15 protein-coding genes are annotated in these 14,680 nt (G+C 68.8%); 11 read left to right on the top strand and 4 right to left on the bottom strand.

Features of this window, described 5'->3' with window-relative positions; genetic code table 11:
• Positions 1-7 precede the first annotated feature (7 nt).
• The 4 genes from CFB41_RS16130 to flgA all read right to left on the bottom strand — a co-directional run bounded on the left by CFB41_RS16130 (position 8) and on the right by flgA (position 3,795).
• Positions 8-1,363 carry an SGNH/GDSL hydrolase family protein gene (locus CFB41_RS16130; protein ID WP_089457074.1) on the bottom strand — a complete coding sequence of 452 codons (1,356 nt, stop codon included), beginning with the start codon at positions 1,361-1,363 and terminating at the stop codon, positions 8-10.
• Positions 1,364-1,537: 174 nt separating this feature from the next.
• Positions 1,538-1,978, bottom strand: coding sequence for a flagella synthesis protein FlgN (locus tag CFB41_RS16125; RefSeq protein WP_089431819.1), 441 nt, complete (start codon positions 1,976-1,978; stop codon positions 1,538-1,540).
• A gap of 70 nt (positions 1,979-2,048) precedes the next feature.
• Positions 2,049-2,378: a flagellar biosynthesis anti-sigma factor FlgM gene (flgM, locus tag CFB41_RS16120; RefSeq protein ID WP_089441212.1), complete on the bottom strand. Its 330-nt coding sequence runs from the start codon at positions 2,376-2,378 to the stop codon at positions 2,049-2,051.
• A gap of 118 nt (positions 2,379-2,496) precedes the next feature.
• Complete coding sequence (gene flgA / locus CFB41_RS16115) at positions 2,497-3,795, bottom strand: flagellar basal body P-ring formation chaperone FlgA (protein ID WP_089457073.1); 1,299 nt, start codon at positions 3,793-3,795, stop codon at positions 2,497-2,499.
• A gap of 204 nt (positions 3,796-3,999) precedes the next feature.
• Between flgA and flgB the strand changes: the two genes are divergently transcribed.
• The 11 genes from flgB (at position 4,000) to flgK (ending at position 14,679) form a co-directional block, all read left to right on the top strand.
• Positions 4,000-4,488, top strand: a complete 489-nt coding sequence (gene flgB / locus CFB41_RS16110; RefSeq protein WP_069249073.1) for a flagellar basal body rod protein FlgB — start codon at positions 4,000-4,002, stop codon at positions 4,486-4,488.
• Positions 4,489-4,528: 40 nt separating this feature from the next.
• A complete protein-coding gene (flgC, locus tag CFB41_RS16105) occupies positions 4,529-4,954 on the top strand; it encodes a flagellar basal body rod protein FlgC (protein ID WP_011353470.1) in 426 nt (141 codons plus the stop codon).
• Between the two features lie 55 nt (positions 4,955-5,009).
• Positions 5,010-5,768: a flagellar hook assembly protein FlgD gene (locus tag CFB41_RS16100; RefSeq protein ID WP_089441209.1), complete on the top strand. Its 759-nt coding sequence runs from the start codon at positions 5,010-5,012 to the stop codon at positions 5,766-5,768.
• Between the two features lie 33 nt (positions 5,769-5,801).
• Positions 5,802-7,043 carry a flagellar hook protein FlgE gene (gene flgE, locus CFB41_RS16095; RefSeq protein WP_089457072.1) on the top strand — a complete coding sequence of 414 codons (1,242 nt, stop codon included), beginning with the start codon at positions 5,802-5,804 and terminating at the stop codon, positions 7,041-7,043.
• Positions 7,044-7,062: 19 nt separating this feature from the next.
• Positions 7,063-7,821, top strand: a complete 759-nt coding sequence (flgF, locus tag CFB41_RS16090; protein ID WP_089426515.1) for a flagellar basal-body rod protein FlgF — start codon at positions 7,063-7,065, stop codon at positions 7,819-7,821.
• Between the two features lie 33 nt (positions 7,822-7,854).
• Positions 7,855-8,643: a flagellar basal-body rod protein FlgG gene (gene flgG / locus CFB41_RS16085; protein ID WP_069249069.1), complete on the top strand. Its 789-nt coding sequence runs from the start codon at positions 7,855-7,857 to the stop codon at positions 8,641-8,643.
• 20 nt (positions 8,644-8,663) lie between these two features.
• Entirely contained in the window at positions 8,664-9,356 is a 693-nt protein-coding gene (gene flgH, locus CFB41_RS16080) for a flagellar basal body L-ring protein FlgH (protein ID WP_089441206.1), read from the top strand.
• 5 nt (positions 9,357-9,361) lie between these two features.
• Positions 9,362-10,540, top strand: coding sequence for a flagellar basal body P-ring protein FlgI (locus CFB41_RS16075; RefSeq protein ID WP_089441342.1), 1,179 nt, complete (start codon positions 9,362-9,364; stop codon positions 10,538-10,540).
• Positions 10,541-11,524: a flagellar assembly peptidoglycan hydrolase FlgJ gene (gene flgJ, locus CFB41_RS16070; RefSeq protein ID WP_089457071.1), complete on the top strand. Its 984-nt coding sequence runs from the start codon at positions 10,541-10,543 to the stop codon at positions 11,522-11,524. It begins immediately after the preceding gene.
• A 220-nt stretch (positions 11,525-11,744) separates the two neighbouring features.
• Positions 11,745-12,500: a flagellar brake protein gene (locus CFB41_RS16065; RefSeq protein WP_039369150.1), complete on the top strand. Its 756-nt coding sequence runs from the start codon at positions 11,745-11,747 to the stop codon at positions 12,498-12,500.
• Between the two features lie 196 nt (positions 12,501-12,696).
• Entirely contained in the window at positions 12,697-14,679 is a 1,983-nt protein-coding gene (flgK, locus tag CFB41_RS16060) for a flagellar hook-associated protein FlgK (RefSeq protein ID WP_089457070.1), read from the top strand.
• Position 14,680 lies beyond the last annotated feature (1 nt).

Below are 14,680 nucleotides of genomic sequence, written 5' to 3'. Positions count from 1 at the left end.
GCGCCGCTCAGTTCAGCAGGCGTGCGCGCACGAACGGCGCGATCCGCTCGGCGAGCCACGCGTGCGTGCGCGTGGTCGGGTGCAGCGTGTCCCAGAACACGAAGCGCGCCGGATCGCGGCAGTCCGCACGCGGCGTCTGCGCGCTCAGGTAGGTGAGCGACGTCGGCTTCGGGATGTCGAGGCATGAACGCTTCGCGTCGTCGAAGCCGTACTGGGCCGGGTGGCTCAGCAGGTCGTCGAACAGCGCATACGCGTCGAATACCTCGAGCCGCAGCGTCGCGCCGTAGCGGGCGCGCAGCGCGGCGGCCGCGTCCGCGAGGCGCTGGTTGTAGTCCTTCACCTGCGCGGCGACGCTCGCGGTGTCGGTGCGGGTCGCGAACACCGGCGCGCGCGACACGTCCGGCAGCGTGACGAGCATGATCCGCGTCGCGCCGGCCGCGGCGAGCCGCTCGAGGCTGTCGCGCACCGCATTCGCCGCCTGCTCGGGCGAGCGCCCGTAGTTCACCAGGTCATTGCCGCCCGCGAACACCGCGAACAGCGTGTTGGCGGGCCGGTAGTCCGGCGCGCGATCCATGTATTCGCGCCACGAGTCGATCTGCTGCACGAGGCCCGGCACGACGAGGTACTGGTCGGTCGCCGCGCCGCCGATCGCCCAGTTGTAGAACGGCAGCCGCAGCGTGTTGGCGAGATATTCGGCCCACACCGGGCCGTTGCTGAAGCGCCCCGCATTCCAGCTCGTGCCGTTCGGCAGCTTCCACTGGCTCGCGTTGAACATGTTCTGCGTGTCGGACAGGCTGTCGCCGAACACGATCAGCTTGTTGACGCGCGCGTCCTGCTGCGCGGCGTCGATGGTCCATACCGTGTAGTTGAACGACAGCGCGTTGTTCGCCGCGACCGCCTGCACGAGCTCGGTCCTGATGCCTTTCGCGGCCAGTGTCTTGCGGCACACGTCGGCGAGCGTGTCCTGCGGCGTCGTGCTGTAGAACATGTTCTTCCACTGCGTGATGCCGTCCGCCCACCAGTAGCCGGACACGCGATACCAGTCGCCGCCGGCCGGGTTGCGCGCCCATTCGTAGGTCGCGGCCGGCTTCAGCGGGTCCGCGTCGAGCCGGTACCAGCAGCGCAGGTACGTGTAGGTGTCGGATCCGCGGCGGGACGCGCGCGGCGTGGCGCCGGGCGGGCTCGATACAGCCGGCGGCACGACGTCGGGGCCGGCCGGCGACAGCGACATGTCGCCCGTCGGCGTGGGCAGCGGCGCGGGGCTGGCGGCGTGGGCGGCGGGGAGCGTCAACGCGGCGCCCAGCGTGGCGACAGCGCAAACGGCAGCGACGCGGGATGAAAACGGAATGCGGACAGTTGGCATGCGGCCCTCTTCTGATTGTTGTGACGGGACGGCGCGCGGCTGCGCGACCGTGTATCGGAAGGGACCGTGGGTGCCGGGCTCGGGCCCGGTCTGTCGAAACGTGACGTGCCGCGAACGGCGGGGAAGGTACGGTGGCGGCGCGGCCGCCGATCAGCCAGTCAGGCAGTCAGTGCTTCAGCGCGTGAGGGCCGACACGCGGCCGTCGGCGCCGTAGATGCCGGCCGGCGCGGGCGCCGAGCGCAGTACCGCGAGCGCGCGCTCGTTGTAGTCCATCCGGATCCGGATCAGCATCCCGTTGTTCGCGTTGGCCTGGCGCGCGCGTTCGGCGGACTGCTGCAGCAACTGCCAGCGGCCGGCGAGGCGGGCATCGCGCTCGGCGGCCTGGTCCATCCCCTTCTTGCCGGCCGGAAAGCCGAGTGCGGAAAGCTGGGTGTCGCGCGTGCGTTCGAGCTGCGCGAGCCGGTCGATCAGCTCGCTTTTCTTCTCGACGATCCCGGGCAGCATCTCGAGCGGCTGCGCCATCGTCAGCGCCTTTTCCTCGTACGCGAGCAGGGACGCGAACGCCTCGACCGTCGCGTGTTCGTCATTGACCGTGGCCAGCAGCTCTTCTCTCATCGCGTCATGCTCGTCGCGCCGGCGCGGGAGCGCCGGCAAACCGGGGGGGGCGGGCCTCGCGAGGCCCGCTTCAGTTACCCGGGCGCTGCTGCTGCAGCAGCTCTCGGGCGGTATTCAATACGCCGTCGGCGATCTTGTTCGCGTCGATCGTCAGCGTGCCATTGTTCAGCGCGTCCTTGATCGACTGGACCAGGCCCGTGTCGATATCGCCGTTGCCGGACGCGGTTACCGAGCGCAACCGCCCGGACAGCCCCGACAGGTTCACGCTCGGGTCGCCGCCGGTCGACCCCGCATCGGCCGCCTGCGCGGACGAGGACGAGGCCGCGCCGGATTGCGCACGGGTCGCGCCGTTGCCGGTCGGCGCCAGGGGGCTCGGGTTCGGAGTGGAATCGATCTTCACGATGGGTTTCCTGTTCGGTTTGACCCAGATAACGGCCGGGTCGGCCCGAACTTTAGCATCGCGAGCCCGAAATGCCCCGAATAAACAATTCTTTACATTCTTGCCGGCAGATCCGTCCCTATAGCGGAATTTCCACGGTGCCGGCGTCCTTGACGATCGCCGTGACGATCTGGCCCGCCGCCATCCGCACCCGTACCGACTGGCCGGGCGCGGCATTCGCCAGCGCGCTGCCCTCGGCCGAAATCGTGAAACCGGGCCCGGCCGCGACCACCCGCACCGTCTGGCCGGCCGACACCGACGCCGCGCTCTTCAGCAGGTCCTGCCGCAGCGGCAGCCCGGCCGAGATGCGCGCGAGCGCGGTCGCGCCGATCGCCTGCGCCGGATCGGTGATCACCGCGAGCGGCAGCACCGTCAGGTCGCCGTCGCGGGCGACCAGGTCGGCTGCGGAAAGCGGCTCGCCGGGCGCGATCTGGCGCGCGGCGACGTAGTAGGTGGCCTGCACGGTGACTTTTGCCTGCAGGTAGACGGTCCACGGCCGCTCGCCCGCGCAGCGCACGCCGACCGTCGTGCGGCCCCACAGGCGCGCGCCGGTCGGCATGAACGGCTCGAGCGTCGTGCACGCGGCGAGCCCGCGCGGAAACGCGGTCGTGACCGTCGTGGTGGTCTTGCCGGGCAGGCCGGCGACCTGCTGCTGCAGGAACGCGAGGGCCGTGCGGCGGATCGACTCGGGATCCTGCTGGCCGGGCGGCGTCGCGGGCTGGGCCGCGGTGGCGGCATTGGCGGAATTGGCGGCATTGGCCGCCGGGGCCGGGTTCGCGGAAACCGGGACGGCGCGCGGCGCCGCTGCGGCTGACGCGGCGCGGGCCGCCGCCAGGCGCGCGGCCATGGCCGGCTGCGGGGCCGGCCGTGCGGAATTCGATGCGGGTTCGGCCGTGCCGGCGACGACCGTCGCGATCGCGTTCGGATCGGCGGCGCGCGGCGCGCCGTATCCGGTTCCGGCGTTCATGCGGGCGGCTGCGTAGACGGGGCGCGGCGCTGCGACTGGCATAGGAGCCGGCGGCGGGACGGTCGTCACGACCATCGTGCCGGCTGGTTGCGCCGCGTAGCCGGCGCCGGACGCGCCGGCGGCGACTTCCGCGCTCCCACCCGCGCTGCTCGCCGCGCGCCCCGTGTCCGGCGCCAGGCCCGAACCCGGCGCCGTCGCCGCATTCCCGCCGAACTGCCCGCCGCTCGCCGCATTGGCATGCGCGAGCGCGGTTTCGGCCGTCTCGCCGCGCCCCGGAATCACGATCATCCCGTCGTCCGCGTGCGCGGCCGGGGCGGCGATCCACAGCGCCGCGATGAGCGCGAACGGCGCAAACGCACGCCGGACGTGCGTGAGCCGCCCGTTCCTTCCGCGAAGTGCGCTGCCAGTCATCGCCGTATCCCCGATCCGTTGCTCCGCTTCGCATTCTAGGGAGCGGGGCGGTCGCGCAAACGATGAATAGAGGGGGCCTTTGCCGCGTTATTCGCCCGATTGCCGGTTGCGTCGGACGCCTACCATCGCTGTCATGGAAAAAAGCCTCTCGCGTCGCCATCCGGCATGAGGGGCGTGCAGCGCTTCATACGGAGAGACGCACACATGCTGGACAAACTCGATGCGGAATTCGCGTTCGGCCGACAGGCGCTGGACGTGCGCGCCTACCGGCAGGAACTGCTGTCGTCGAACATCGCGAACTCCGACACGCCCGGCTACCAGGCCCGCGACGTCGATTTCGCGTCGACGCTCGCGCGCTCGCTGAAGCAGGCGGGCGGCGGCCTCGCGCCGAGCAACGCGGCGCAACTGCCGATGGCCCAGCCGGCCGGCGTGACGAACGGGATGTCGATGGTGTCGACGGCGGCGGGCCACATGGCCGGCACCGCGAAGCTGATCCCGACGGGCGGCCCGTCGGACGACTACGGCCGCGCGCAGTACCGGATGCCGCTGCAGCCGTCGCTCGACGGCAACACGGTCGATCTCGACGTCGAGCGCGTGCAGTTCGCGAACAACGCGCTGCACTACCAGACCGGGATGACCGTGATGACCCAGCAGATCAAGGCGATGATCGCCGCGATCACGTCGAACCAGTGACGGCGCGCACCGCCGCCGAATCCGAGCAAAAGGAGCTTCCATGCCTTCGTTGATGAACATCTTCGGCGTCGCCGGCTCGGCGCTGTCCGCGCAGTCGCAGCGCCTGAACGTCACCGCGTCGAACCTCGCGAACGCCGACAGCGCGACCGGCCCCGACGGCAAGCCGTACAAGGCCAAGCAGGTCGTGTTCGCGACCGACCCGATCGGCGGCGCGCGCACCGCGTCCGGCCAGGGCGTGGGCGGCGTGCGCGTGACGAAGGTGATGGACGACCCGTCGCCGATGAAGTCGACCTACGACCCGTCGAACCCGGCCGCCGATTCGAACGGCTACGTGCAGATGCCGAACGTCGACCCGGTGCAGGAGATGGTGAACATGATTTCGGCATCGCGCTCGTACCAGGCCAACGTCGAGACGCTGAACACCGCGAAGACGCTGATGCTCAAGACGCTGACGATCGGCTCGTAAGCCGCGCGTCGCCCGATCTTACCGATCCGACAGTTCCGACAGAAGGCCACCCAGGATGACTTCCTCCAGCACGACGATCGGCAGCAACGGCACCAACGTGTCGACGCTGCCGACCGACACGATGAACACCAACAACGTGTCGTCGACCAACGGCACGTCGGCGAGCGACCTGCAGGCGACGTTCCTGAAGCTGCTCGTCACGCAGTTGCAGAACCAGGATCCGACCAGCCCGGTCGACAGCTCGCAGATGACGTCGCAGCTCGCGCAGATCAACACGGTGAGCGGCATCGCGCAGCTGAACACGTCGCTCACGTCGCTGTCCTCGCAGCTCACGGCCGGCCAGCAGACGCAGGCCGCGCTGCTGATCGGCACGAACGTGCTCGCGCCGGGCAACGCGGTCGCGGTGAAGAGCGGCGCGGCGTCGCCGTTCGGCGTGTCGCTCGCGAGTTCGGTGTCGAACCTGACGATCACCGTGAAGAACGCGGCGGGCACCGTGGTGAACACGATCAACGCGGGCGCGCAGTCGGCCGGCACCGTGCCGTTCAACTGGACGCCGACCGACGCGGCGGGCAACGCACTGCCGGACGGCAAGTACACCGTCAGCGCGTCGTACACCGACAGCAACGGCACGCCGCAGCCGGCCACGACGCTCGCGGCGTCGACCGTGCAGAGCGTGATCAAGCAGGCGGACGGCACGGCGGGGCTCGTGCTGTCGAACGGCACGACCGTGGGGCTGACCCAGGTCGCGTCGATTTTCCCGAACACCACGTCGTCCGCGTCGAATTCGTCCGGCAGCGGCACCTCCTCCAACTGATACTGATCGAGCAATCTCGAAACGGAGACCGAAATGGGTTATCAACAGGGTCTGAGCGGCCTCGCGGGTGCATCGAACGCGCTCGACGTGATCGGCAACAACATCGCGAACGCGAACACGGTCGGCTTCAAGTCGAGCACCGCGCAGTTCGCCGACATGTATGCGAATTCGGTCGCGACGTCGACCAACACGCAGATCGGTATCGGCACGTCGCTGAACGCGGTGCAGCAGAACTTCGGCCAGGGCACGATCAACACGACGAGCTCGTCGCTCGACGTCGCGATCAACGGCAACGGCTTCTTCCAGATGTCGAACAACGGCGTGACGACCTACTCGCGCGACGGCACGTTCCAGCGCGACAAGAACGGCTTCATCGTCGACTCGCAAGGCCGTAACCTGATGGGCTATGCGGCCAACGCGGGCGGCGTGATCAACACCGCGCAGACCGTGCCGCTGCAGGCGCCGACGACCAACATCGCGCCGACCGCGACGACCAAGATCGGCGCGCAGTTCAACCTGAATTCGCAGGACACGGTGCCGGCCAAGACGCCGTTCAGCGCGACCGACAACACGACCTACAACTACTCGACGTCGATCCAGGTGTACGACTCGCTCGGCGGTTCGCAGGCGGTCAACATGTACTTCGTGAAGTCGGCGGCCGGCACGTGGGAAGCGTACGCGGGCGTGCAGGGCGGCGCCACGACGGATCTCGGCACGGTCACGTTCGACGCGTCGGGCGCGATCAAGAGCACGACCACGGGCACGCCGCCCACGCCGACCACGTCGGTCGGCCAGTTCCAGTTCACGGTGCCGAACACCGACGGCTCGGCGACGCCGCAGAACCTCACGCTCGACCTGACCGGCACGACGCAGTACGGCGGCAAGAACGGCGTGAACAACCTCACGCAGGACGGCTACGCGAGCGGCACGCTGACGACCTACACGATCGGCACCGACGGCAAGCTGACCGGCAACTACTCGAACGGCCAGACCGCCGTGCTCGGCCAGATCGCGCTCGCGAACTTCAACAACCCGAACGGGCTGGTGAGCCTCGGCGGCAACCAGTACGCGGAAAGCTCCGCGTCGGGCGTGCCGCAGATCTCGGCGCCGGGCAGCACGAACCACGGCAAGCTGCAGGGCAGCGCGCTGGAAAACTCGAACGTCGACCTCACGTCGCAGCTCGTCAACCTGATCACCGCGCAGCGCAACTACCAGGCGAACGCGCAGACGATCAAGACGCAGCAGGCTGTCGACCAGACGATCATCAACCTGTAAGCGCGGATAACGGGCAGCCATGGACCGACTGATCTACACGGCGATGACGGGTGCGTCGCAGTCGCTCGACCAGCAGGCGGTGGTCGCGAACAACCTCGCGAACGCGTCGACGACGGGCTTTCGCGCGCAGCTCGCGACGTATCGCGCGGTGCCGATGAATTTCGGCGACGGCAGCACGAGCGACCCGACGACGACGCGCACCTACGTGCTCGCGTCGACGCCGGGCGCCGACTACACGCCGGGTCCGATCACGCGCACCGGCAACCCGCTCGACGTCGCCGTGCAGGGCGCGGGCTGGCTGGCGGTGCAGGCGGCCGACGGCAGCGAGGCGTACACGCGCGCCGGCAACCTGCACGTCGACGAGAACGGCCAGCTCGTCAACGCGAGCAACCTGCCGGTGGTCGGCAACGGCGGCCCGATCTCGGTGCCGCCGAACGCGGAAGTGACGATCGGCAAGGACGGCACGATTTCCGCGCTGATGCCGGGCGACCCGCCGACGGCGGTCGCGATCGTCGACCAGATGAAGCTCGTGAACCCCGACCCGGCCACGCTCACGCGCGGCAACGACGGGCTGTTCCGCACCGCCGACGGCAATCCGGCCGACGCCGACCCGAACGTGGTCGTCACGCCGAATTCGCTCGAAGGCAGCAACGTCAACCCGGTGACCGCGATGGTCGCGATGATCGACAACGCGCGCGCGTTCCAGCTGCAGTCGAAGCTGATCCAGACGGCCGACCAGAACGAGCAGACGGCGAACCAGCTGCTCAATTTCAGCTGAGCGCCCGCGCCAGCCTAGCAGGAGAACTGACAAATGAACCGTTCGCTCTACATTGCCGCCACCGGCATGAATGCGCAGCAGGCGCAGATGGACGTGATTTCGAACAACCTCGCGAACACCAGCACGAACGGCTTCAAGGCGTCGCGCGCGGTGTTCGAGGATCTGCTGTACCAGACCATTCGCCAGCCGGGCGCGAACTCGACGCAGCAGACGGAACTGCCGTCGGGCCTGCAGCTCGGCACCGGCGTGCAGCAGGTCGCGACCGAGCGCCGGTACACGCAGGGCGGCCTCACGCAGACCGGCAACGCGAAGGACGTCGCGATCAACGGCGCGGGCTTCTTCCAGGTGCTGATGCCGGACGGCACGAACGCGTACACGCGCGACGGCGCGTTCCAGACCAACGCGCAGGGCCAGCTCGTCACGTCGAGCGGCTACCAGGTCCTGCCGGCGATCACGATCCCGCAGAACGCGACGTCGCTGACGATCGGCAAGGACGGCGTCGTGACGGTCACGCAGGCGGGCTCGACCAATTCGGTGCAGATCGGCTCGCTGCAGGTCGCGACCTTCATCAACCCGGCCGGCCTCGAGGCGCGCGGCGAGAACCTGTTCTCCGAGACGACGTCGTCGGGCGCGCCGAACGTGTCGCAACCGGGGCTGAACGGCGCGGGCACGCTCAACCAGAACTACGTCGAAGCGTCGAACGTGAACGTCGTGCAGGAGCTCGTCAACATGATCCAGACGCAGCGTGCCTACGAGATCAACAGCAAGGCCGTGACGACGTCCGACCAGATGCTGCAGACCGTCACGCAGATGAAGAGCTAACCGGAACACCCGTCGTCGCCATGAAGCAGGTTCGCCTCCTCCCGTCAGCCACCGTCCGCGCCGCATGCGCGGTCGCGGTGGCGGCGCTCGCCGCCGGCTGCGCGCAGATTCCGCGCGATCCGATCATCCAGCAGCCGATGACGGCGCAGCCGCCGACGCCGATGTCGATGCAGGCGCCCGGCTCGATCTACAACCCCGGCTACGCGGGGCGGCCGCTTTTCGAGGATCAGCGTCCGCGCAACGTCGGCGACATCCTGACGATCATGATCGCGGAGAACATCAACGCGACCAAATCGTCGGGGGCGAACACGAACCGGCAGGGCAACACCGACTTCAACGTGCCGACGGCCGGCTTCCTCGGCGGCCTGTTCGCGAAGGCGAACCTGTCGGCGACCGGCAACAACAAGTTCGCGGCGACCGGCGGCGCGAGCGCGGCGAACACGTTCAACGGCACGATTACGGTGACCGTCACCAACGTGCTGCCGAACGGCAACCTCGTGGTCAGCGGCGAGAAGCAGATGCTGATCAACCAGGGCAACGAATTCGTGCGCTTCTCGGGTGTCGTCAACCCGAACACGATCTCGGGCGCGAACTCCGTCTACTCGACGCAGGTCGCCGACGCGAAGATCGAATACTCGGCGAAGGGCTACATCAACGAAGCCGAGACGATGGGCTGGCTGCAGCGCTTCTTCCTCAACATCGCGCCGTGGTGATGACGATGCAGAAGACGCTTCTCGACCGCCTGTCTGCCCGCGTGCACGCCGCCGCGCGGCTCGCCGTCGCGCTCGTGGCGATGGCCTGCGCATTCGGCGCGGCGCCCGCGCACGCGGAACGCCTGAAGGATCTCGCGCAGATCCAGGGCGTGCGCGACAACCCGCTGATCGGCTATGGCCTCGTCGTCGGCCTCGACGGCACGGGCGACCAGACGATGCAGACGCCGTTCACCACGCAGACGCTCGCGAACATGCTCGCGAACCTCGGCATCTCGATCAACAACGGGTCGGCCAACGGCGGCGCGTCGCAGCTGAGCAACATGCAGCTGAAGAACGTCGCGGCCGTGATGGTGACCGCCACGCTGCCGCCGTTCGCGCGGCCGGGCGAGGCGCTCGACGTCACCGTGTCGTCGCTCGGCAATGCGAAGAGCCTGCGCGGCGGCACGCTGCTGCTGACGCCGCTGAAAGGCGCGGACGGCCAGGTCTATGCGCTCGCGCAGGGCAACATGGCGGTCGGCGGCGCCGGCGCCAGCGCGAACGGCAGCCGCGTGCAGGTGAACCAGCTCGCGGCCGGCCGGATCGTCGGCGGCGCGATCGTCGAGCGTTCGGTGCCGAACGCGATCGCGCAGATGAACGGCGTGCTGCAGCTGCAACTGAACGACATGGACTACGGCACCGCGCAGCGGATCGTGTCCGCGGTCAACTCGAGCTTCGGCCCGGGCACCGCGACGGCGCTCGACGGGCGCACGATCCAGCTCGCCGCGCCCGCTGATTCGGCGCAGCAGGTCGCGTTCATGGCGCGGCTGCAGAACCTCGACGTCAGCCCGGACAAGGCCGCGGCGAAGGTGATCCTGAACGCGCGCACCGGCTCGATCGTGATGAACCAGATGGTCACGCTGCAGAGCTGCGCGGTCGCGCACGGCAACCTGTCGGTCGTCGTCAACACGCAGCCGGTGGTGTCGCAGCCGGGGCCGTTCTCGAACGGGCAGACGGTGGTGGCGCAGCAGTCGCAGATCCAGCTGAAGCAGGACAACGGAGCGCTGAAAATGGTGACGGCCGGCGCGAATCTCGCCGACGTCGTGAAGGCGCTGAACACGCTCGGCGCGACGCCCGCGGACCTGATGTCGATCCTGCAGGCGATGAAGGCCGCCGGCGCGCTGCGCGCCGACCTGGAGATCATCTAAATGGCAGCCAGTCTCCCGAACGCGAACGACCTCACGCAGCGCTTTGCGCTCGACGTGCAGGGTTTCGACGCCCTGCGCGAGCAGGCCAGGCAATCGCCGCGGGCCGGCGCGAAGGCGGTCGCCGGCCAGTTCGACGCGATGTTCACGCAGATGATGCTCAAGAGCATGCGCGACGCATCGCCCGACGGCGGGCTGTTCGATTCGCATACGTCGAAGATGTACACGTCGATGCTCGACCAGCAGCTCGCGCAGCAGATGTCGACGCGCGGGATCGGCGTGGCCGACGCGCTGATGAAGCAGCTGCTGCGCAATGCGGGGCAGGGCGCGGGCAGCGACACGGTAGCCGGCGTCGGCGCGGCCGGGCTGGGCGCGGACGGCTTCGGCGCGTCCGGCAACGAAGGCGGCCTCGCCGCGATGAACGCGATGGCGAAGGCCTACGCGAACTCGGCCAACAACGGCGGGCTCGCCGGCACGCGCGGCTATTCGGCCGGCAGCGCGCTGACGCCGCCGCTGAAGGGCGCGAGCGGCGTGCAGGACGCCGACGCGTTCGTCGACCGGCTCGCGGGCCCCGCGCAGGCGGCCAGCGCATCGACCGGCATCCCGGCGCGCTTCATCGTCGGCCAGGCCGCGCTCGAATCGGGCTGGGGCAAGCGCGAGATCCGCGCGACCGACGGCTCGACGAGCTACAACGTGTTCGGCATCAAGGCGACCAAGGGCTGGACCGGCCGCACGGTGTCGGCGCTGACCACGGAATACGTGAACGGCACGCCGCGCCGCGTGGTCGCGAAATTCCGCGCGTACGATTCGTATGAACACGCGATGACCGATTACGCGAACCTGCTGAAGAACAACCCGCGCTACTCGGGCGTGCTGAGCGCGAGCCGCAGCGTCGAAGGCTTCGCGCACGGGATGCAGAAGGCCGGCTACGCGACCGATCCGAACTACGCGAAAAAGCTGATCTCGATCATGCAGCAGATCGGCTGACGGCCCCCGTCGGCTCCCGCCTGTTGCACCCTCTGGACCGCGCCCGGCCGCCCGCCGCGCGCGGTTTCAACGTTTGCGCGAAAAAAATCCCCAATTCGATCTAAACTTTCGGTCAGCACTGCCGCTAAGTGTGAGAGACCTGCGACCGGGCCCCCGTTCTGGCCCGGTTTTATTGCGCACCGGTTGCCCGGGCGCCCATGACAAGAATGACCGGCTAGCCATGAATATCGAAACGTCGACGGACCCCAGCCTGGATGCAGGCCACTCCGGGCCCGACTATGCCCGCCGCAATCCGCTGGAAATCGGCGTGCAGCTGCGCAACCTCGTCAACCGCGGCGATTTCCTGACCGTCCAGTACCCGGGCGGCCAGCTCGTCACGCGCCTGCTCGAGGTGGATGTCGGCGCGCGGACGTTTACGTTCGACTGGGGTGCGCTGGCGGAGCAGAACGCCGGCATCCTCGGCGCGTCGCACTGCACGTTCGCGGCCGCGCCGGAGGGCGTGCGCGTCGAATTCTCCACGGGCACGCCGCGCGAGACGCGCTATGAGGGGCTGCCCGCGTTCGTCGCCGATTTCCCCGACGTGCTGATGTGCATCCAGCGGCGTGAATATTTCCGCGTCGATGCGCCGATCGTCGATCCGTTCCTGTGCCGCGGCAAGCTGCCGGACGGCGAAAGCTTCCTGTTCGAGGTGCACAACCTGTCGCTCGGCGGCGTGGGGCTGCGCACGGCCGACGAACGCGTCGAGGCGCTCGAGGTCGGCACGCTGCTGCCCGACGTCGAGCTCGAGCTGACCGGCCACGGCAAGCTGTCGCTCGACCTGCAGCTCGTGTCGCAGCGTTCGACGCAGATGCCGAACGGGTCGCGGCGCTTCCAGCTCGGCTTCCGCTACATGTCGTTGCCGGGCAGCGCGGAAAACACGCTGCAGCGGCTGATCACGCAGCTCGAGATGAAGCGCCGCTCGCTCGCGCGGGCCTGACGCGCAAGCGGCGGCCGGCCCCGCCCGGGGCGGCCCGCACGGTGTTTGCGGCTCCTCGGCCGCACGCCTGAACCGGCGACGCGCACGTGCGCGTCGCGCGCGCATTTTTTCCTCAATTTTTTCGATCGGCGGCCGTTATACCGGGAGTCACGCAACCCGGCGGCCGCGACGCGCGGCCGGCTCATCAGGATCGCGCATGTCCAACACACTCATGAACCTCGGCGTCAGCGGCCTGAATGCCGCGCTCTGGGGCCTCACGACGACCAGCAACAACATCAGCAACGCGGCGACGCCCGGCTATTCGGTCCAGCGGCCCGTGTATGCGGAAGCGAGCAGCCAATACTCGGGCAGCGGTTACATGCCGCAAGGCGTGAACACCGTCACCGTGCAGCGGCAGTACAGCCAGTACCTGAGCGACCAGCTGAACACCGCGCAGACGCAGGGCGGCGCGCTGTCGACGTGGTACACGCTCGTCGCGCAGCTGAACAACTACATCGGCAGCCCGACGGCGGGGGTCTCGACCGGGATCACGAACTACTTCACCGGGCTGCAGAACGTCGCGAACAACGCGTCCGACCCGTCGGTGCGGCAGACCGCGATCAGCAACGCGCAGACGCTGGCCAACCAGCTCAACGCGGCCGGCCAGCAGTACGACGCGCTGCGCCAGAGCGTGAACACGCAGCTCACCAGCACCGTATCGCAGATCAACACGTACACCGCGCAGATCGCGCAGCTGAACCAGCAGATCGCGGCGGCGAGCAGCCAGGGGCAGCCGCCGAACCAGCTGCTGGACCAGCGCGACCTCGCGGTGTCGAACCTGTCGGGCCTGGCCGGTATCCAGGTCGTGCGCAACGACAGCGGTTACAGCGTGTTCATGTCGGGTGGCCAACCGCTCGTCGTCGCCGACAAGAGCTACCAGCTTGCGGCCGTCACGTCGCCGTCGGATCCGAGCGAACTGACCGTCGTGTCGCAGGGGATCGCCGGCGCGAAGCCGCAGGGGCCGAACCAGCCGTTGCCCGATTCGTCGCTGTCGGGCGGCACGCTCGGCGGGCTGCTCGCGTTCCGCAGCCAGACGCTCGACCCCGCCCAGGCCCAGCTCGGCGCGATCGCGACCAGCTTCGCCGCGCAGGTCAACGCGCAGAACGCGCTCGGCATCGACCTGTCGGGCAACAAGGGCGGCAACCTGTTCACGACGCCGTCGCCGACCGTGTACGCGAACCAGGGCAATACCGGCAACGCGTCGCTATCCGTGTCGTTCGCGAACGCGTCGCAGCCGACCACGAGCGACTACACGCTGTCCTTCGACGGCACGAACTACACGCTGACCGACCGCGCGAGCGGCGCGGTGGTCGACCAGAAGGCGGGGCCGATGCCGGTTTCGCTCGGCGGGCTGAATTTCTCGACCCCGTCGGGCTCGATGAGTGCCGGTGACAAGTTCACCGTGCTGCCGACGCGCGGCGCGCTGAACGGCTTCGGCCTCGCCACGACGAGCGCGTTGGCGATCGCGGCAGCCTCGCCGGCCGTCACGTCGGCGGCGAGCACCAACACCGGCACGGGCAAGATCACGCTGGGCGGCGTCACCGCGGGCTATCAAGTGCCGACGACCAAGCTGACCTATGACGCGACGGCGAAGACGCTGACGGGTTTCCCGGTCGGCACCACGGTGACGATCGGCACCACGCCGCCGACGTCGGTCACGATCAACAACCCGACGGACACCGTCCCGTACGACCCGGCGGCCGGCGCGACGATGACGATGTCGGGAACGGCCGCGGGCGCGCTCAACGGCGTGAGCGTCACGCTGTCCGGCGCACCGGCGACCGGCGACTCGTTCACGATCGGGCCGTATGCGGGCGGCACCAGCGACGGCTCCAACGCGCTCGCGCTGTCGAAGCTGGTCAACTCGAAGGCGTTCGGCAACGGCACGACGACGCTCACGGGCGCGTATGCGAGCTACGTGAACGGCATCGGCAACACGACGACCCAGCTGAAATCGTCGAGCGCCGCGCAGACCGGGCTGATCGGCCAGATCACCCAGGCGCAGCAGTCGGTGTCGGGCGTGAGCACGAACGAGGAAGCGGCCAACCTGATGCAGTACCAACAGTTCTACCAGGCGAACGCGAAGGTGATCCAGACGGCGGCGACGCTGTTCCAGACCGTGCTCGGCCTGTTCAATTGAC

The sequence above is a fragment of the Burkholderia sp. AU33803 genome (assembly GCF_002223095.1).
Taxonomy (GTDB): domain Bacteria; phylum Pseudomonadota; class Gammaproteobacteria; order Burkholderiales; family Burkholderiaceae; genus Burkholderia.
The sequence above is the reverse complement of the archived record's forward strand: the minus strand, read 5'-3'. Positions and strand labels throughout refer to the sequence as shown.